Origin of the sequence: Chlamydia buteonis (genome assembly GCF_900634605.1) — a bacterium.
Taxonomy (GTDB): domain Bacteria; phylum Chlamydiota; class Chlamydiia; order Chlamydiales; family Chlamydiaceae; genus Chlamydia; species Chlamydia buteonis.
Genome location: NZ_CAAAFM010000002.1, coordinates 267246 through 285545 on the forward strand (window position 1 = coordinate 267246; position 18300 = coordinate 285545).

Consider the following 18300-nt stretch of genomic DNA (forward strand, 5'->3'; position numbering starts at 1 on the left):
CATCAATGGCTAGTAAGAATCGTGAAATCATTAAATTAAAAAGTTCTGAAAGTTCCGATATATACTGGACTGTTAAAAACAAAAGAAAAACAACAAGTCGACTAGAACTCAAAAAATATGATAGAAAACTGCGTAGGCACGTAATTTTCAAAGAAGCTAAGTAAAAAGATTTAATTTACCTGCTAGCTTCTATTTCAAGTTGTTGAGTAGGTCATGAAATTAGAACTTCTAATTGCTTTTAAGTATCTAATACCAAGAAGAAAAAGGTTATCTTCTGCCATTGTTTCTATATTTTCAATAGGCATTATTTCTTTAGTCACTTGGTTATCCATTGTTTTTATTTCTGTTATCTATGGTTTAGAACAACGTTGGATTCATGATCTTTCCCAGCTTCATTCTCCAATAAAAATCCTTCCTTCATCTGTTTATTATGATTCCTATTACTATCAAATAGACAGACATGCTGACCTTTCTTTGTATACAACAAAGACAATAGGAGAGAAGCTTGCTTCCTCTATTATAGATCCCTATGACCCGAATTTGGACTACTCATTACCAGAAAACTTCCCCCTACCAGATAAAACTTCAGATGGAAAATTAAAGGATCCTGTAAAAATCGCTTTTGAAGTTCTTAATCCCTATCTAGGGGAAAATCACACCCAACTTTTAGAGTTTGAAGAGGGTATTGGCTATGTACAGATGGAGAGGATTCCCCATCCTAACACATCAGAATCACGAACATTTTCTCAATTTATTGCCTATCCTTCTGATGAAGTGTATAAAAATCGCGTTCTTCCCTATGAACAAACAGATTATAGTTCCGAGATTTTAAACCCTTTTAATAGCTCTCACGAAGGTTGGGAACAAGATTTTATAAACTTGCAAAATACCTATCGAGGAGCTTCGATTATCTTACCTGTGAATTATCGCGATATGGGGTACCGAGTAGGAGATAGGGGTGGGCTCAGTATTTTCTCCCCAGAAACTCAGAAAGAAATCAAGCATCCTGTATATGTCATAGGCTTCTATAATCCTGGTTTATCTCCCATGGGAAGTAAAATTGTATTTATTGATATGGATCTAGCTTCTCAAATACGTTCAGAATCTACAGGAATCGGCATGCATAATGGCCTACATGTCTTCTTTCCAAACAGTAAACTGATAACACCAATTAAAAAGCAGATTGAAACTATCTTAAGTCAAGCCGGTATACAGGAATATTGGGAAGTATCTTCTCTCTATGATTATCAATATTTCAAGCCTATTTTAGATCAACTACGTAGTGATCAAGTTCTATTTCTCTTGGTCTCCATTATTATCCTGATCGTTGCTTGTTCAAATGTTGTAACTATGTCTATTCTCTTAGTAAATAATAAGAAGAAAGAAATAGGGATCCTTAAAGCTATGGGGACTCCTTCTCGTAGCTTAAAGGCTATTTTTGGTCTCTGTGGAGCGTTCTCTGGAGGCATCGGTGTTGTTTTTGGAACAGCTTTGGCTATTTTAACAATGAAAAATCTCTCAATAATTACTAAAGGCTTAAGTTACTTACAAGGCAGAGAAGCGTTTAATTCTACTTTCTTCGGTCAAGGTCTTCCTCAAGAAATACATGTGCCGACTATTTTTATATTAGGTCTAGGCACTTTAGTGTTAGCTGCTATTTCTGGAGCATTACCAGCAAGAAAAGTAGCTAAGATGCATGTTTCTGATATTTTAAAAGCGGAATAGTTATGCCTCCTCTTATTCAAGCGAAAAATCTGTCTAAGCTTGTTCTACAAAGCAATCAAGACATCGAGATATTACGTAATGTGAACTTTAGCTTATATCCTGGAGAGGTAGTTGCTATTACAGGAGCTTCAGGAAATGGGAAAAGCACTCTCCTTCATCTATTAGGAACACTAGATACACCATCATCAGGAGAGCTCCTATTTCTAGGAAAAAGAAAAGAACACTACAATTTATCAGCATTTAGAAACCAATATATCGGTTTTATTTTTCAAAATTTCTACCTCTTGGAAGATGATACTGTAATCAATAATGTGTTAATGCCTGCAAGCATTGCGAGACAAAATATCGCTAAAGGATCTTCTGCATTTAAAAAAGCTCTGGAACTCATAGACTCTGTCGGCTTATCTCATAGAACACACTCTCGCTGTTGCAACCTATCAGGAGGCGAAAAACAACGAGTAGCAATCGCGAGAGCACTGATAAACAATCCCGCAATTTTACTAGCTGATGAACCTTCGGGTAATTTGGACAATCAAACCTCTGAATACATTCATCAACTGCTTCTATCTCAATCCCATGATTCACGTGGAGTGCTTATTGTAACCCATAATAAGCAACTCGCACGTCAATGTCATCGTGAAGGGGTTTTACAAAACGGAGAACTAATTTTCTAAGATATCGTCGTTTTGGCTCCCGTTGCAAAGTCTAAAGTATATCTAGGCAAACGCTCTAAAACTTCCTGCCCCAGTAAATCAATGGACCCGTGATAGCGCGCTTGTCTAGTAAAATAATTAGCAAGCCTATCCTCAGGATTACGTACTTCTTGATTCAAAAGAGTTTCCTTATCTAAACCCAGCTCACGAATATCCTGCCATGTGATAAGAGCAATCATAGGTTCATATAAGTGATGTTTTTCATCCGAAACTTCTCCAAGACAGGGAACAGCAAACTTTCGTATTCTTTGTTTATTCCCATCAAGAGCACACAAACAATCCCAATCATCAGGATTCACACAACGAACCAAATTTAATTGCTCCCAACAAATTCCATGTGTACAGATTTCTAAAAGGGTATTTTTAATTCCCGAAAGGAAGCTTGTGACATCAACCACGGCATTCTCATTATGCTCCCTCTTTAGTTCCAAACAATCTTCTACCACTCGCTGCTTTTCTGTAGCTAATTCCTGATTATTCCAATCATTATTTTGAACATAAAAAGAAAATTTCTCGTAATCCTCCTTAGATACTGTCTGAGCAAGAAGATAGACATTTTCTGAAAAAATGGTTCCAGCATTATTACAACATCCAGATTTTCCTAACCAATATGAAGCAATTTCTTCGTAAGATGCTCCTGTCAAGTCTCTCTCAGGAACTTCTGAGGCTGATTGTATAAACTTTCTTAACCAATACAAAGGACAATGTTGAATCAAAACTAAGTCTAAAGAAGCAAGATCGATTTGTTCTAGACCATCTACAAACTCCGAAATACCATATTTATTCAATGCTATTTTTAATTTTTGGGTGAATTTGCCTAAATACTTATGAAAAGACATGTCCCTATCAAGACTAGCCTGTTCTAAAGCATCAAGAAGTAGTCGTATCTCTTGAATAGTGAGTTGCTTTTTTTCAATAAAATCACAAAAAATAGGAGGATATTTATCCTTAAATGTTTCTTTAAGTCCTTTAGGAATGTTTGATCTCAAATAGTTTGTTAGAATTGCAAAAACAAATAAAGCCAAAGCCATACTACCAAAAATCCCAGCCCAAATAAATCCTATAGGATTGGACATGATAATCGCTGGAATCAGAGCCAGTAGCAAACTGATAGAAGAAATAATAGTCATAACTGTGGCTATAGTCATACGATCTTGAACTCGCTTATCAAACGAATAGGAAGCATGACAACGACAATCGTTTTTAAAAAGGGAATGTAAAATAATTCCTGGCATAATAAACACCCTACAACACGCTAGTTTTGATCTTGAAAATTATGATTAAGCTTATGAATTAGAGTTAAAAAAACCCTATAACGAGACATCTGTAAGCACACGCATTGAACTCAAGGTGTGTTTTCTATCTGAGCATTATAGCAACCAAATAGTTCTACTAAAAACTTTATTGCAATAATGAGTTTCTTATTTCTTATGAAATTGTAAATAAGATTCTTAAAAAATAGAGAGAGAAGAGCAAAAACTCTTTATGTAAAACAAAAAAATAAATCTATCTTATTTTACCGTAAAATGTCATTTAATATGAGTAATAAATTGAAGTAAGAAATGCCTCCTTACAATACTACAAGCACATAAAAACAGATTTGATTTTCCTTTGAAAAGATGATCCTTTTACACTTGGAAATACATCTATCGATTGCTTTTATTGCTTTTTATTTGGAAAAAAAATTGCACAAATTTATAATTCCCCCTTCTGATAAGGTGGTTATATTACTATGGAAAAAAGAAAAGACACGAAAACAACCATTGCCAAAGCATCTGAAGCTCAGAACAAGTCTTGGTATGTTATCGATGCTGCAGGTAAAACCTTGGGAAGGCTTTCTTCAGAGGTAGCAAAAATCTTGCGCGGTAAGCATAAGGTAACTTATACGCCTCACGTAGCTATGGGTGATGGAGTTATCGTTATTAATGCAGAAAAAGTGCATTTGACAGGTGCGAAGAAAGGTCAAAAAATATATCGATATTACACGGGATATATTTCAGGAATGCGTGAAGTTGCTTTTGAAAATATGATAGCTAAAAAACCCTCTTATATTATCGAGCATGCAATTAAAGGTATGATGCCAAAAACTCGTTTAGGCAAGCGTCAGTTAAAATCCTTAAGAATACTGAAAGGGGATTGTTATCAAGGGTTTAAGTCTCAGAAGCCGATCGTATTAGATGTTTAATTTGGGGTAAATTGTGGTAAAAAATACAATAGAAGAATCAGTAGCTACCGGAAGAAGAAAACAAGCTGTATCTAGCGTTCGACTTCGTCCAGGAACGGGCAAGATCGATGTAAATGGAAAAGCCTTTGATGAATACTTTCCATTGGAAATTCAAAGAGTTACTATCCTTTCCCCATTAAAAGTTCTTGGGTATTCCAATGACTTTGATCTAGTGATTCGTATTAACGGTGGTGGAATCCAAGGACAAGTTATTGCAACACGCTTAGGATTGGCTAGAGCTTTATTAAAAAAGAATGTTGATTCTAAACAAGAATTAAAAAGTCACGGTTTCCTTACAAGAGATCCTAGAAAGAAAGAACGTAAAAAATACGGACACAAGAAGGCTCGTAAAAGCTTCCAATTCTCTAAACGTTAGAGTCCGCCGTTATATTTTATCAAGAGCAAGCGAGAGTCTTATCAAATTTTATCGCTTGCTTTTTTCTATTTTCATCTAAAAGGTTTTCCTAAAAACTCTGTAGTTTATTTCTTTTCTAGAAGAAAATTTTTCTTTTTTTTGGTATTCCAAAAAATGCCTTTCCTTTTGCACTCAGAGTATGAAACTTGTCTTTTTTAAACTCTATATCTACTCCTAGAGCAAAAAGAACAACCTTTCCCAATTTTTGAACCGCATGAATCAAATGCTTCTGGCTTTTCTTTAACATTACGTGGGAGATTTGTGTGTTCTGATCATTTTTTAAGAAAACAAAACCTCCTGGAGGGAGATCTTCGAAATACTCTACTAGATTACAATCTTTGTACTGATCTCTAGCATTTCTAGGAATACTTAATCCATGTGCTTGAAATAAAATATTTAAAAACCCAGAACAATCTAATCCATAATCTATTAAGGAGTGGTGTAGGCATCGTCCTCCCCAAACATACGGAATTCCCAAGAAATTTTCAGATTCTTTCAGCAAAAGATCTATAGAGAACGGTTCATTACAAAAACGCACGTGGCTCACATTACAACAAGGAACTTCCTTATCCAGAGGGAGCTTCATTCTAATTTTTACTTCTTTAGGAAGGGATACTTTGCCTTGAAAATCTATTGCTAATGGAGAACCGTAGGGCAAAGGGATATGCCAAGGTTCTAAAAAAGCATCGAAAGACTTAACGACTGCATTAGGTAAAATATATTGAGATAGAAGAGCAAAAGACGATTGCGAGGATATATTTCTGACTGGATAGGGGCGCCAAAAATCGTGATCACGGATTAATTGGGAATAGGCATAATAGGAGAGCTTACCAGCAAGTAAGCGCTCTCCAAACAATAGCTGCGTCTCTAAATCTCCTTGTGCAGATGAAAGATCCGAAACAGATGCATACAGTTGATAATGTTTCATCTTTCCTAACCATAATTAAAGATGTGCCTACATGGAGAATATCTAAAAGTAAAATTAAGCTTTTATGCAAGCTTCAATACTTTGAAAAACGTCATCAGGAGATGCCTCAGAAGGAATACGTGTTAATTTCCCTAGCTCTTGATAATAGTCAATTAAAGGAGAAGTAGATTTCTCATAACCCTCAAGTCTCTTATGAATCACCTCTAGAGTATCGTCAGAGCGACGAACTAATTTAATTTGACACGCGGGGCACTCACTAAATCCCTGATTTTGATTATATACGTGTTTACAAGAAGGGCATATGAATCGCGAATGAATCCTACGAATAATCTCTTCGTTAGAAACATCTAATTGTATAACACGATAATCAGCGTGAGATTGCATAAAAAAATCATTCAGAAGAATTGCTTGACCTAGAGTTCTTGGGAACCCATCAATAATACATCCAGACTGACACTCGGGTTGGCTTAAGGCTTCTTGAACCATACCCCAAACAATTTCATCGGGGACAAGAAAACCTTGATTAATATACTCAGCAGCCTCGATCCCCAAAGGAGAGGCTGACTCTATAGCAGAACGAAATAGTTCTCCAGAACTAATGTGGGGAAGTTTTAACTGATGAGCAAGACGCTGTGATTGTGTGCCCTTGCCTGATCCGGGAGGCCCCATAATAATATAAAAAACATTCTTTAACATAACCACTTGCAAATTTTTACCTACACCATAGGATATTTAGATAAATTTAAAATTTATACTCTATGCTTTAGATAAGCATCAGAAATCTAATAAAAATTTTAAAAGTCAAAATCCTAAGAAAAGAATAGAAAAATCACCAACTATTTGGCAATCGTTAAGCGATAAAATATTAATAAGTATAACTGAATATGTTGTGTAATGGTTTAAAACAATTTGAAATAAAGAGGGGAGTCAAATTATAATTCCTCATTAATTTACTTCTTATTAGAATTATAAACCCATGCATGAGCCGCTTGATCATCTTTCTCCTAATAACCAAATCCTTCATTTTTTTGATTCTATTACAAGAGAAAAGTCAGCTGTTTATGGAATTTCAATACGTAGCAATGGTCCCTTAGAGCATCTTATAAATGGAGGATCTTCTCAAGATCAAGATATTAATAATTTGCTCAAGATAAATAATATCTCAGCATTTACTAATACACTTTTTACTCAACAAAGACCGGTTCCAGCTGCAGACTTGATTGATGACTATTTTATTTGTTTCTCTCCACCTCAAAGTAGTCTCTGTTTTGACTTCTCTGAAAGCCCTCACCGTTTTCTGGTTTTCATTCATGCAATCTGTAGCTTGCTTAACAACATCTATCAAAATACATTCGGTAGTGTAATAAGAAGTGTTATCGCGATTTGTTTATTGGTAAGGAAAAGTTTTCTTTTCTACCGCAAAGAGAGACAAATCATAAGTTTTCTTAATAAGAATAACAACATTTCACCGTTTAAACGGGGTGGTTATATAGCCTCAGCATCGGCTTTATATCATGCAAGAAAAGTCGCATTATCTTTACTTGCTTGGAAAATCGTTTCTCTTGTTATAGGCATAATCTCATTACTCGCATTGATAGTATTTATTGTGGGATGCGTATTTACTTTTCATTCCACGGATGTTTTCTCTAACGCGTGTTTCATATCTCCAACAGAATCTGCTTTTGGATGTGGGAGTCTAACCTTTCTATTATTAGGTTTGCTTTCATCTCCTTATGAGCATCATAGTAAAAAACAGCGCCAAGCCGCTGTGGATTCTATACACCGTTCCCTGCTTAGTCTTTATATTAGTGACAAAATTCGTGTATCTACCGAAGAGTCTGATAATGTCACTTCCTTAATAGCTAGAGCTAGGAGCTGTTTGAGTCACTACAGTGCATTTTTAGACCCTCTCACTTTTCCACCATGCACAGAACCAGAGTACGACGAATCTTTCAATGAGATTGATCATGCCATCCTTGATTATTCTAGAGAATTCATGACTTCTCCTGTTCCACCCCCGTATTCAGAGCGACCACCAACATATCAAGAGGTTATGGAAGAAGACAGAAGAAATAGAGAAAACAATAATCAGCATACATAAAATATGAGGTTATACCATGACTTGCTATTTAACTTTTGGGAAACGAGATCTAAACGATTTCTCAAGCACTACAAAAGCTGTGTGCGTAGTTTTTGATCTTATTACTTTCCCTGTCATCTCTGTAGTTATCAGTGTTTTATCTTGGGCTTTTTTACTGATCAAAATAGTAGCAAAAACATTAAAATTCCTAGTCCTAGCAATGTGTTCCCTTAACCTAGAAACATCTTTCAGTAAAGTTTTTAGGAAACTAAAAACAGAAATTATCTCTGAGCATCTAGTTCTTATTCCTCTCATAGGAGGGATTATTCACGGACTGATACTTACATATCAAGTGGATCAAAATGGCTATGCTGCTATTGGAAGCTTGGATTCTTTTGTAAGTTTTATGGCAAGTTCCCCTCTCTATCTAGAGCATGTAGCCCGATGGTAAAGATCTTAAAAAATTGAGAAACTGTAAAGACTCATAGTTATAGTGGAATAATAGTCGTGATTTAAAACTATAAATAACCTATAATTCTGCATTGATTTGTTTAATATGTTTAAAAAAGTACGCTTATGTCAGCTAGTTCTTTAAATAATAAAGTGGGGACTGCTAATACCGAAGCCCGTTTTTCAATTTTAAATTTTACGGAGACAGGGAAATTAAGATTCACAAATTTAGATTCTGGGTCTTGTGTTCATAGTTTCTTAACACAACACCTGGAAGCGACTTCAGAATCGATAAATAGGGCAGCTTTATCGGGAGCCACTCTCTCCTCTGGTGTTGATTCCGATGAACAGACCGCCTTTGCCATTATGACAACTGTGGACGCCACACTCCATTGTATAGAACACATGCTCTGGATCCGTTTCTTATGTGGCTTATGTCGAGGAAGTAGTAGTGGAGGAGGCAGTACAGACTCCATTTTTGTGTCCTTTATCTTGGGTATCTTAGCCACTTTAATTTTAGGGATTTTTGGTGCTTCTTTAGGATCAACCATTTTAAGCTCCATAAAAATTCATAGTGCTTCTCAGGAAATTTTTAAACTGAAACAAACTAATCGAGAGATCTCTTTAGATTTATCTTCATTCCATGCTGACACTCCAGAAAAAGCTAAAACAAAAACTGCTGCTATTGTCACTCTAGAGGCAAACAAAGAGCTAGCTTCTGCTTACAAAAACTATAGAGCCGCTAAAATTGGTTACTTAGTGTGTGCTATTATTTGTTCCATTGCATTATTAGCCTTAGTCGCGGGAGCTATACTAGGTATTTTCTTCACAGGACCTTTAGCAACGGCTGCGATCTCTGCAGCAATTATTGGTTGTTGTGCTGCTGGAGGGAGTTTATTGTTTATAAGCTTTGTAAGTTTTATAATCGCTTCTATTCATATGGCTAAAAAGCAACAAAATGCTGTTTTACACTTAAGTAAAGCCACACTATACACTATGGTTGCGAATCAAATATCTTTGAATCCTGAAGAGTACCTTCATAACATCTTTAGTCAGACTACAGCACAACAATGTCTTGCGAATCAGCGAGAAGAAAATATGCTGAGCTACTCAGAACTCGTATATTTACAGCAACTGGGTCGTGGTGCAGGTCAGCAACCAGCATCGTTCCCAAATAATACTCCAAGCGCTCCTCCTTATCCCAATTATACAGAATCTCCTCCAAGTTATGAAGAGGCCATCCGTTCAGCACAATAACTGCTGCCTGATTCCGCCTTATGGGGTATATAAACTAGATAATGTCTAGTTTATAGAATGAAGAAATCGAGTCGAAGTCCTTTGATTCATAAGCATCGGGGGCAAGGATCCAAAACAGGGGAGTTTTCTCTTGCCCAATGAGCTCTATAGGATAGGCTTTGCGCTGTTTATCTAAAGGAAAAAAGATACTTCTTACAATATCTTTCTTATTTTCCCCCTGAACGTAGACAACGATATGCTTTGCCTTATATGTAAGGGGTAGCGTAAGGGTCATTCTTTCTGTATCCAATTGAGGAATTCTTTGAAAAACGACAAGGCGCTCCTTTTCTGTTAGAGCTTCTGTATTCGGGAATAACGATAAGGTATGTCCATCTTGACCAAGACCGAGCATGATCATATCAAAACTTGTATCAGGAACTGTACGTTCTATAATGTCTTGATACTCCCTAGCACCCTCAAGATTTTCGATTTCCATACGGAAAATTTGTTCTTCAGGAATACGTAAATCCTGAAGAATACTCATTGCTTGTCCGTAATTGCTTTCTGAAGACGTATAAGGAACATTTCTTTCGTCTCCCCAAAATAAAAAGATCTTTCTGGGATCAGAAAGTTTCTCTTTATTTATCACGATTGCCTTAAAGATTTCCAGAGGAGTTCTTCCGCCAGAAAGAGCAACATAAAAAGCCCCTCTTTGTTTTATCGACTTATTTGCACTTGCTATCCAATCTTTACTTGCTAGATCAATAAATAGCTCAGTTTTTTTCGTAAGAAGGAGTTTATTTGTATCATTAAAGTTAACTAATGTTGCCATAATCATCTCAAAATAAAGTTATATTACAAAGGACGCCAACTTCTTCCATCGGCTTGTAGTAATTTATCTGCCTCTTTAGGTCCCGCAGAACCGGCAACATAATTAGGGAAGACCACATCTGAAGAATCTTGTTCCCACTGCTTTAGAATTGGTGTAAAAAGCTCCCAAGAAGCCATGACTTCATCACTAGATGTAAAGAGAATCCTATCACCTAAAATGCAATCACAAAGCAATCTTTCATAGGCTTCGGGGGCTGTTGTTTTAAAATAGGTGTCATAGCGAAAATCCATTTTCACAGGACGCACGACATTATTCATCCCAGGGACTTTACAGTTAAATTGTAAAGCTACGCCTTCATCCGGTTGTATACGAATAATGAGGAGATCATTTTCTATAGGACAAATACGACAAGATTCGGGTTCAAATAAAGTCGCGTAGGACTTTTTAAAAATAATAGAAATATCTGTAGAGCGTTTAGCAAGGCGTTTTCCTGCTCGCAGATAGAAAGGCACTCCTAACCAACGGGGGTTATCTATAAACATCTTCAAAGCTAAGTAAGTCTCTACCTTAGAATTTGAACTTACATTTTCCTCTTCGCGATAGCCAAGAACAGAAACTCCTTGGACTTCTCCAGGGCCGTACTGACCACGGATTACATCATCTTTAGAAAACGGACGTATTTTCTTAAGGATATTGATTTTTTCTTTTTTTATCTCTTCAGAATTGAATACGGAGGGGGGTTCCATAGTAAGTAAACATAAAAGCTGCATCATATGGTTTTGCACCATATCGCGAAGCATCCCTGATTTCTCAAAGAAATTTCCTCGAGTGCCTATGCCTATGGATTCGCTAACGCTAATTTGTACGTGATCAATATATTGAGAATTCCAACAAGACTCAAACAAGGTATTGGCAAAACGTATCGTGAGGATGTTTTGTACAGTTTCTTTTCCTAAATAATGGTCAATACGATAGACAGAGCCTTCATCTAAATTATCGTCTATGTATCTTTGCAACTCCTTGGCACTTTGCAAATCTACACCAAAAGGTTTTTCTACAATCACGCGTGACCAAGGTTTCCCTTCTCCTTGATCATGATAGAACAGTTTGTGTTTATTAATATTTTCAATAATTTCAGGGAAATAATCTGGAGGTGTAGATAAATAAAATAGCCGGTTCCCTCGAGTTCCATATTGCTTATCAATCTCCTCGAGTCTTTCCTTCAACGAAGCATAGCCTTCCGAAGAAGAAAAGTTCGATTGGTGATAAAATATACGCGATTCAAATTCCTCCCAGATACGGATATCGAGTTCTTGAGCACGTGAAAAATTCTGTATAGCCTGTTTCATTTCTTCACGAAATTCTTCGTGACTCTTTTTTCTTCTTGCAAAGCCTACACAGACAAAGTTTTCAGATAGCCTGCCTTCTTTGATCAGATGGTATAATGCTGGAAATAACTTGCGCGCTGTAAGATCGCCTGTAGCACCGAAAATTACCATCACACAGGGGGGACAGGGTAAAGTTCTCCCTCCATCTTTATTTTCATTACTTGTCATTTCCATCGTACTTTTGAGACCTCGTGACATAGCTAAAAACATTTAGGATAACAAAAAAAGAATAAAAGTAACTACGGAGAAAAATACTTATTTTCCTACAGACATTTTAAAGAGACATAACCCAAAAGACATTTATACAGAATAAGTCATAGAGTAACTTAAAAACATTTTAATAAGTTGCTCTACGTTTTCATCGTTTCTTTGAAAGATTAAGGGGCTTTAACGTAGCGAAAATCTACGACTCCGGTAGGGGAAAAGTCGAAATTGGATAACTTTTTGTTTAATGCAAAATGAAACGCATCATGATAGATTGGTTCAATGATATGAAAAGTTTCTAGATAGAGTGATGCTTGTGAAATCAACTCACGGCGCTTATTGAGATCTCTTTCTTCTTGAATCGTGGCGAGAAGAGTCATGTAATCCTTATGGTTCACTACATAAGGAGGCACTCCTGAAGGATGAGCAAAAATGGTTAGAAATGCCATAGGATCAGAAAAATCAGCAAACCATCCTCCAGTTGACAAAGAGAAATGCCCTGAGGCTAGTTCTGTTTGTAAAAGTGCAAATTCTTTTCCTACTATAGGGATAGAAAACCCAAGGGTATCCTTCCACTGTTCGCGAATTAATTGTACCATTAAAGCGCTTGCCGAAGAGCCAGCAGGAAAGACCAGGGAATGACTTTCTAAATCCTTTGCTGAAATATTTAGCTCTTCCAAGGCCTCTTTAAAAAGTTTCTTGGCAAGATGCTTACGTTGTTCTTTCGTAGGAAGATCTAAATTTGGGTAGGTATGTAAGTTATTTGGGAGCAAATGTTGTGCAGGCTTTGCTCTATCTAAAAAGATTGTGGATACTAAGGATTCCTTATCTAAGGCTAAAGATAGTGCTTTCCTTAACTTTGTGTGATTAAGGGGGAATTTATTGACGTTAAAGGTTAGCCAGGAAGTCCCTGCAACATCGAAGGAATGTAGGTTACCTGTAGACTGTAGGTGAGCAAGAGTTTCTGTAGGGATACGTTCTCCCCAAGGAGGACCTTGCCAATCTAATTTGCCTTGATTAAACAATAAGGCAGCGGTATTTGGGTCGGGGACAAAATGTACGGTAATTGCTTGAGTTTTTACTTGTTCTTGATTGTAGTAGTAAGGATTTTTTTCAAGACGTAGCCATTGTTTTTGTTTGATCTTTTTAGGATAAAAGGCACTACTCGCAATCGGCAAAGTTTGTTGTAACTCGCGTTGCTCCTTATGTACCGGAAAGAAAATAGGTAATGCTAGCAGCTTAAGAAAATGTGAGGTTGGAGATTCTAATTCAATGACTAAAGTTTGATCATCCTTCGCATGAAACCCTATATGCTCTTCAGAGAGCGCTCCTTGCTGTATTTGCTTAATATTCTTAATAGGATCAAAAGCAAAATTATAAACACCCGAAACTTCTTGGCTTACAACTTGTTTCCAAGAAGCAATAAAATCTTCTGATGTTAAAGGATCTCCATTACTCCAATATGCCTTCTTTAAATAAAAAGTATAGGTCTTGCCATCATCGGAAAGGGAGTAGCTCTCAGCAAGTGCTGGTTCTAGATTTCCTGTGCGCGTATTTTCCTGAACCAATCCCTCATAAATATGCTTAATTAAATTAATATCAGATAGTAGACGAACTTCGCGAGGATCTAAAGAACGCGGGTCGTCTTTCATGTTGATAGAAAGGTGGTCTTGAGATTGGCGAAAATGTTTACATCCATGAAGCATTAGGGAAGAGGAGATAAGGAAGCCGAAGCAGATTCCCATTGATATCTTGCGCATGGAGTAATTCCTAAAGTGATTTTTTCTGAGAGAAATAACTCTCTTCCTAATCCTGCTATCATCGCAGCATTATCTGTACATAACTTAGAAGAAGGAAAGTATAAAGGCAAATCTAGAGCATTTTTTAACAAGCTTTGGAAATACTTATTGTTTGCTACTCCCCCTCCAACAAGTATAGACCTGCACGAAAATTTTTTTACAATATTAGGAAGTTTTTGTGCAATGCTAGTGAATGCGGCTTTTTGAAAAGACGCTGAAATATTGTTCTTTTGAGTTTCAGAAAGCTCTGGCAGTGGAGTGCGATGATTACTATTATTCCCCTTAATTGCATAAAGAACAGCTGTTTTTAATCCACTAAAAGACAAATCATAACCTGGAACTTTCGAGGGAGAAAAAGGATAGGATGATTCACATCCATGAACTGCAAGTTTTTCTATTAAAGCCCCTCCGGGATATGGCAAACCCAAAAACCGCGCCACCTTATCGAAAGTTTCTCCTATAGCATCATCTCGACTTTTTCCTATTAACTTATAAGTTAAAGGGTCTTCCATCAAAAATATAGCGGTGTGAGCTCCAGAAACTACTAAACCTAGTGCAGGGAATTCCACTGAGCTTGCTTCCATGTAGGCGGCGTAAAGATGCGCCTCAACATGATTTACTCCAATTATAGGTTTCTGACATCCTACAGCCAAACCTTTAGCAAAGTTCACTCCTATAGCTAGAGAACCTATAAGTCCTGGCGTATGTGTGACTGCAACCAAATCAATATCTTCTAAAGAAACTCCCGACTCCTTTAAAGCAGACTGCACCACAGAAGGGAAAACTTGAAGATGAGCTCGAGAAGCTAGTTCAGGAACTATGCCTCCATAAGAAACGTGATCTTGTTGGGAGGAGACGACATTTGCTACAATTTTCGCGTTAGCATCTACTAAAGCACACGCGGTCTCATCACAAGAGCTTTCCAACCCTAGAGTAAGCATAAAAACCAAAGAAAAATATCAATTAGTATTCTATAGTAAAGAGGTCTTCTGAATATCAGCAAGGAAAACTTCAAGAGGCAAAATGAAAAAAAATGTAGCAGTTGACGAAGCTTTAAAAGAAATTTTAAACAGAGAAGGGGCTTCCACTCAGGAAGAAATTTGTCAAAAACTATCTTCATTGGGGATTGCCATGACACAATCCTCCGTTTCCCGCTGGCTAAGAAAAGTCCATGCAATAAAAATCCCGGGAGAAAAAGGTGCGCGTTACTCTCTTCCGCCGTCTATGGGTGAGTCAAATATTAAACACCTGGTCTTTTCTGTTCATCATAATTCTTCTTTGATCGTTATCCGCACAGTGCCCGGTTCTGCTTCATGGATAGCCAGCTTAATTGACAATAGGTTTACAGAAAGTATTTTAGGAACTTTAGCTGGAGATGACACAATTTTTATCACGCCGATTTCAGAGTCAACGATTTCCTTAATAGCCAAAGATATAGAAAACTTCTTGCTAGTTTTTTCTGATTAATTGCATGATTATGCTTTAATGATAAATAAATATGCGTTGCTGATTTATGGAACATTGGGTTGCTACAGCAAGAGTACTGCTACGTGGTTGTGGTTATACGTTATTTGTTAGTGGAATTTCCATACTCTGCGGCTCCTTTTTAGGTTTAATTATCGGAACAATGACATCGCGTTATTTTCCTTCCCGCATCACGCGATGGCTAGGAAATCTCTATGTCACTGTTATCCGTGGCACGCCTCTGTTTATTCAAATTCTCATATTTTACTTCGGTTTACCATCAATAATTAGGTTGGACCCGACACCCTTAATGGCGGGATTAATTGCTTTGAGCATCAATTCTTCTGCCTATCTTGCTGAAAACATCCGCGGTGGGATTAATGCCTTATCAGTAGGCCAATGGGAATCAGCGAGGGTTTTGGGATACAAAAAGTCGCAGATTTTCTTTTATATCATCTATCCACAGGTTTTTAAAAATATCTTACCTTCTTTAACAAATGAATTTGTTGCCTTGATTAAAGAAAGTAGCATTTTGATGGTTGTAGGAGTTCCTGAACTCACTAAGGTAAGTAAGGACATTGTTTCTCGTAAACTCAATCCCATGGAAATGTATAGTATCTGCGCAGCCTTATATTTGCTTATGACATCATTGTTTTCTTATGTAGCTAGGTTGCTTGAGAAGAGGGAAGTATGACTGTTAAGGTTAGAAATCTTGCGTATTCCATAAATAACAAACATATTTTATCTAAAGTTTCATTCTCTTTAGAAGAGGGACATATTACTCTTTTTGTTGGTAAGAGTGGTTCAGGGAAAACAACCATATTACGAGCACTTGTAGGGTTAGTAGAACCTATAAGTGGTGATATTTCAATTGAAGGGGAATCCCCGGCATTGGTTTTTCAACAACCAGAGCTTTTTCCTCACATGACAGTTTTAAATAACTGCATGCATCCACAAATGATCGTTAAGCATAGAAGTAAGGAAGAGGCTAAAGATAAAACCTTTAATCTTTTAAAATTCTTGGATATCGAAGATATTGCTAATAGCTATCCTCACCACCTTTCTGGAGGGCAAAAACAACGTGTGGCTATAGTTCGCTCTCTATGCATGGATAAGCGTACCCTCCTTTTTGATGAGCCTACATCTGCATTGGATCCTTTTTCTACCTCTGCGTTTAAACGTCTTTTGGAATCTTTGAGAGATCAAAATCTGACCTTAGGTATCTCCACCCACGATATGCATTTTGTGCAAGGATGTTTAGATCGGGTATACCTTGTAGATCAGGGAGAGATCGTAAGCACCTATGACAAGCGTTATGGTGATTTAGATGATGAGCATCCTTTAAATCTCTACTTGAATTCTGGAAAATAGTGGTAAGATATACAGCTGCTTATAGCAGCTGTTGCATGATTTAATGACGTCGCCAGCTACAACTGTATGCTGCTTGTATAATATAAAGATCTTCAGCAAAAGCTCCTTCTTTAACATTCTCTAAATGTATGGATACTCCACCACAGTGTTTAGGAACAGTAAATACGCGAGCATTTCCAGCGGGGAGTTCTACAATATCATAGTTACAACCTCCTATCGTAGTTATTCCCACGCTATGTAGCGGCACGTCTATAGAACTCATATTTCCTTGCAACTCTTCCTTTGGGTTCCAAGAAGGATAATCGTAGTAAATCTTAAGTTTTATACAGGGGTGGCTATAATCTAAAATTGAGGGGATTAGCGCTTTCAAAGTAAGCTCCCAGGTATAAATTCCTGGATACTTACCATATAGCACATCATCATCAAGTACAAAACAGCTTTGCTCTTCATCAGATGAAGAATATTGAAGAGAATTCATAGGGAATTTCCCCGAAAATGTTGGGCTTTTTGCTCCCCAAGCAAATCCTAAAATACCCTGAGAAAGAAGCTCTAGAGGCAAAGGGTATTCTACCTCGTGGCTCAGACCTGTAGAACAAAAAAGATAGGCTTCCGTATGCGTAGTTTGAGGTTGTACTAGAGCTTTTTCTGTTACTTCAGAAAGATGTTGCGATGCCAAATATTTCTCAAGATATTCTAAAGATATAGCATCAGAGCGTTCTTTAGGGTTGGCTAATCCTGTAATTCTATAACCATCCATATCTACAAGACCACGAAATTTCCCACCGGACACCGGCATCATTTGAAAAGTTAATGTAGTTATAGAGTTGTCATGATTTTTGACCTTTTCATGAGTTTCATGAAGTTTATCTTCTATAGGGCGCAATTTTGAACTTAAGTAACCTACAGAAGCCGCGTAAGAATCTTTAGGGTTTTTAGGAGTTTCAAGACCTGAGATCGTATGACGATTCATATCTATATTTCCTGTGAGCATCCCACCTGATATAGGTAAGAATTTCTGGTAGATCTCTATTAACACTGTCTGAACAAGGTAATTATTATCACTTAGAGAATCATCAATACCTTCTTCTATAAGGATCTTTAAATCGTTCAATTCTTCTAAAAGACTATGAAGAGATATCTTCATGAGACTCATATCTGTCTCTAAATCTTGAACTTTTTCATCAGTTTTCTTTGTATATAAATAATCTATATCTTTGGTTTGCTTTTTTAAAATCGTCTTAATGTCTTGTATATCCGTGTAAATCTTATTGAGATCTAAGTTCACAGCATCCTTAGTATCATCTTTGATCTTTTCTACCATAGTTATAGTTTTTTGAATCATAGAAGCTAGAGGTTCGGTGTTATTAGAGACCGGGTTAAAGAAGGAATTTCTTTTTCTCATAGTTTTATCTCGTGCGAATAATAAATTATAATTCGCATATTAATAAAACAATTTAATTAATAAAGAGTT

Annotated in this window: 19 protein-coding genes; 11 read left to right on the forward strand and 8 right to left on the reverse strand. The window is 36.8% G+C overall.

Annotation, left to right across the window (positions count from 1 at the left end; genetic code table 11):
• Positions 1–5 precede the first annotated feature (5 nt).
• From rpmG to E1N70_RS04665, 3 genes are read left to right on the forward strand one after another with little or no spacing between them, the layout of a single operon-like run.
• Entirely contained in the window at positions 6–164 is a 159-nt protein-coding gene (rpmG, locus tag E1N70_RS04655) for a 50S ribosomal protein L33 (protein WP_131744373.1), read from the forward strand.
• A gap of 49 nt (positions 165–213) precedes the next feature.
• A complete protein-coding gene (locus tag E1N70_RS04660; RefSeq protein ID WP_131744374.1) occupies positions 214–1725 on the forward strand; it encodes an ABC transporter permease in 1512 nt (503 codons plus the stop codon).
• Between the two features lie 2 nt (positions 1726–1727).
• Entirely contained in the window at positions 1728–2399 is a 672-nt protein-coding gene (locus E1N70_RS04665) for an ABC transporter ATP-binding protein (RefSeq protein ID WP_131744375.1), read from the forward strand.
• Here E1N70_RS04665 and E1N70_RS04670 read toward each other — a convergent pair.
• Positions 2396–3673 (reverse strand): DUF1389 domain-containing protein, encoded by a 1278-nt coding sequence (locus tag E1N70_RS04670; RefSeq protein ID WP_131744376.1) that lies wholly within the window; start codon positions 3671–3673, stop codon positions 2396–2398. The two genes, E1N70_RS04665 and E1N70_RS04670, sit on opposite strands and share 4 nt — an antisense overlap.
• 497 nt (positions 3674–4170) lie before the next feature.
• On the opposite strand from E1N70_RS04670, the gene rplM reads away from it, so the two are divergent.
• Positions 4171–4623, forward strand: coding sequence for a 50S ribosomal protein L13 (gene rplM, locus E1N70_RS04675; RefSeq protein ID WP_131744377.1), 453 nt, complete (start codon positions 4171–4173; stop codon positions 4621–4623).
• Positions 4624–4636: 13 nt separating this feature from the next.
• Complete coding sequence (gene rpsI / locus E1N70_RS04680; protein WP_011097135.1) at positions 4637–5038, forward strand: 30S ribosomal protein S9; 402 nt, start codon at positions 4637–4639, stop codon at positions 5036–5038.
• Positions 5039–5153: 115 nt separating this feature from the next.
• Here the strand turns inward: rpsI and E1N70_RS04685 are convergent, their stop codons facing one another.
• Both E1N70_RS04685 and E1N70_RS04690 read right to left on the reverse strand, forming a co-directional pair.
• The gene (locus E1N70_RS04685; RefSeq protein WP_131744378.1) at positions 5154–6005 is read right to left on the reverse strand and encodes a C40 family peptidase; all 852 of its coding nucleotides are present in this window, start codon (positions 6003–6005) and stop codon (positions 5154–5156) included.
• A gap of 54 nt (positions 6006–6059) precedes the next feature.
• The gene (locus tag E1N70_RS04690) at positions 6060–6701 is read right to left on the reverse strand and encodes an adenylate kinase (protein ID WP_131744379.1); all 642 of its coding nucleotides are present in this window, start codon (positions 6699–6701) and stop codon (positions 6060–6062) included.
• 280 nt (positions 6702–6981) lie between these two features.
• Between E1N70_RS04690 and garD (E1N70_RS04695) the strand changes: the two genes are divergently transcribed.
• The 3 genes from garD (E1N70_RS04695) (at position 6982) to garD (E1N70_RS04705) (ending at position 9792) form a co-directional block, all read left to right on the forward strand.
• The gene (gene garD, locus E1N70_RS04695) at positions 6982–8106 is read left to right on the forward strand and encodes an inclusion membrane protein GarD (RefSeq protein WP_131744380.1); all 1125 of its coding nucleotides are present in this window, start codon (positions 6982–6984) and stop codon (positions 8104–8106) included.
• Between the two features lie 16 nt (positions 8107–8122).
• Positions 8123–8536, forward strand: a complete 414-nt coding sequence (locus E1N70_RS04700; RefSeq protein WP_131744381.1) for a hypothetical protein — start codon at positions 8123–8125, stop codon at positions 8534–8536.
• Between the two features lie 125 nt (positions 8537–8661).
• The gene (gene garD, locus E1N70_RS04705) at positions 8662–9792 is read left to right on the forward strand and encodes an inclusion membrane protein GarD (RefSeq protein ID WP_131744382.1); all 1131 of its coding nucleotides are present in this window, start codon (positions 8662–8664) and stop codon (positions 9790–9792) included.
• Between the two features lie 34 nt (positions 9793–9826).
• Here the strand turns inward: garD (E1N70_RS04705) and pgl are convergent, their stop codons facing one another.
• The 4 genes from pgl to tsaD all read right to left on the reverse strand — a co-directional run bounded on the left by pgl (position 9827) and on the right by tsaD (position 14935).
• On the reverse strand, positions 9827–10603 hold the full coding sequence (gene pgl, locus E1N70_RS04710; RefSeq protein ID WP_131744383.1) for a 6-phosphogluconolactonase: 777 nt from the start codon (positions 10601–10603) through the stop codon (positions 9827–9829).
• A gap of 23 nt (positions 10604–10626) precedes the next feature.
• Positions 10627–12165 (reverse strand): glucose-6-phosphate dehydrogenase, encoded by a 1539-nt coding sequence (gene zwf, locus E1N70_RS04715; RefSeq protein WP_131744384.1) that lies wholly within the window; start codon positions 12163–12165, stop codon positions 10627–10629.
• Positions 12166–12368: 203 nt separating this feature from the next.
• The gene (locus E1N70_RS04720; protein WP_131744385.1) at positions 12369–13955 is read right to left on the reverse strand and encodes a peptide ABC transporter substrate-binding protein; all 1587 of its coding nucleotides are present in this window, start codon (positions 13953–13955) and stop codon (positions 12369–12371) included.
• Positions 13901–14935: a tRNA (adenosine(37)-N6)-threonylcarbamoyltransferase complex transferase subunit TsaD gene (tsaD, locus tag E1N70_RS04725; protein WP_131744386.1), complete on the reverse strand. Its 1035-nt coding sequence runs from the start codon at positions 14933–14935 to the stop codon at positions 13901–13903. The genes E1N70_RS04720 and tsaD overlap by 55 nt, the downstream gene beginning before the upstream one ends.
• Positions 14936–15017: 82 nt before the next feature.
• Between tsaD and argR the strand changes: the two genes are divergently transcribed.
• The 3 genes from argR to E1N70_RS04740 are packed head-to-tail and all read left to right on the forward strand — an operon-like array spanning position 15018 to position 16829.
• Positions 15018–15461: an arginine repressor gene (gene argR, locus E1N70_RS04730; protein WP_131744387.1), complete on the forward strand. Its 444-nt coding sequence runs from the start codon at positions 15018–15020 to the stop codon at positions 15459–15461.
• Between the two features lie 46 nt (positions 15462–15507).
• A complete protein-coding gene (locus E1N70_RS04735; protein ID WP_131744388.1) occupies positions 15508–16152 on the forward strand; it encodes an amino acid ABC transporter permease in 645 nt (214 codons plus the stop codon).
• A complete protein-coding gene (locus tag E1N70_RS04740; protein ID WP_131744389.1) occupies positions 16149–16829 on the forward strand; it encodes an ATP-binding cassette domain-containing protein in 681 nt (226 codons plus the stop codon). The genes E1N70_RS04735 and E1N70_RS04740 overlap by 4 nt, the downstream gene beginning before the upstream one ends.
• A 40-nt stretch (positions 16830–16869) precedes the next feature.
• Here E1N70_RS04740 and E1N70_RS04745 read toward each other — a convergent pair whose 3' ends face one another.
• On the reverse strand, positions 16870–18231 hold the full coding sequence (locus tag E1N70_RS04745; protein WP_131744390.1) for a hypothetical protein: 1362 nt from the start codon (positions 18229–18231) through the stop codon (positions 16870–16872).
• Between the last annotated feature and the right edge of the window lie 69 nt (positions 18232–18300).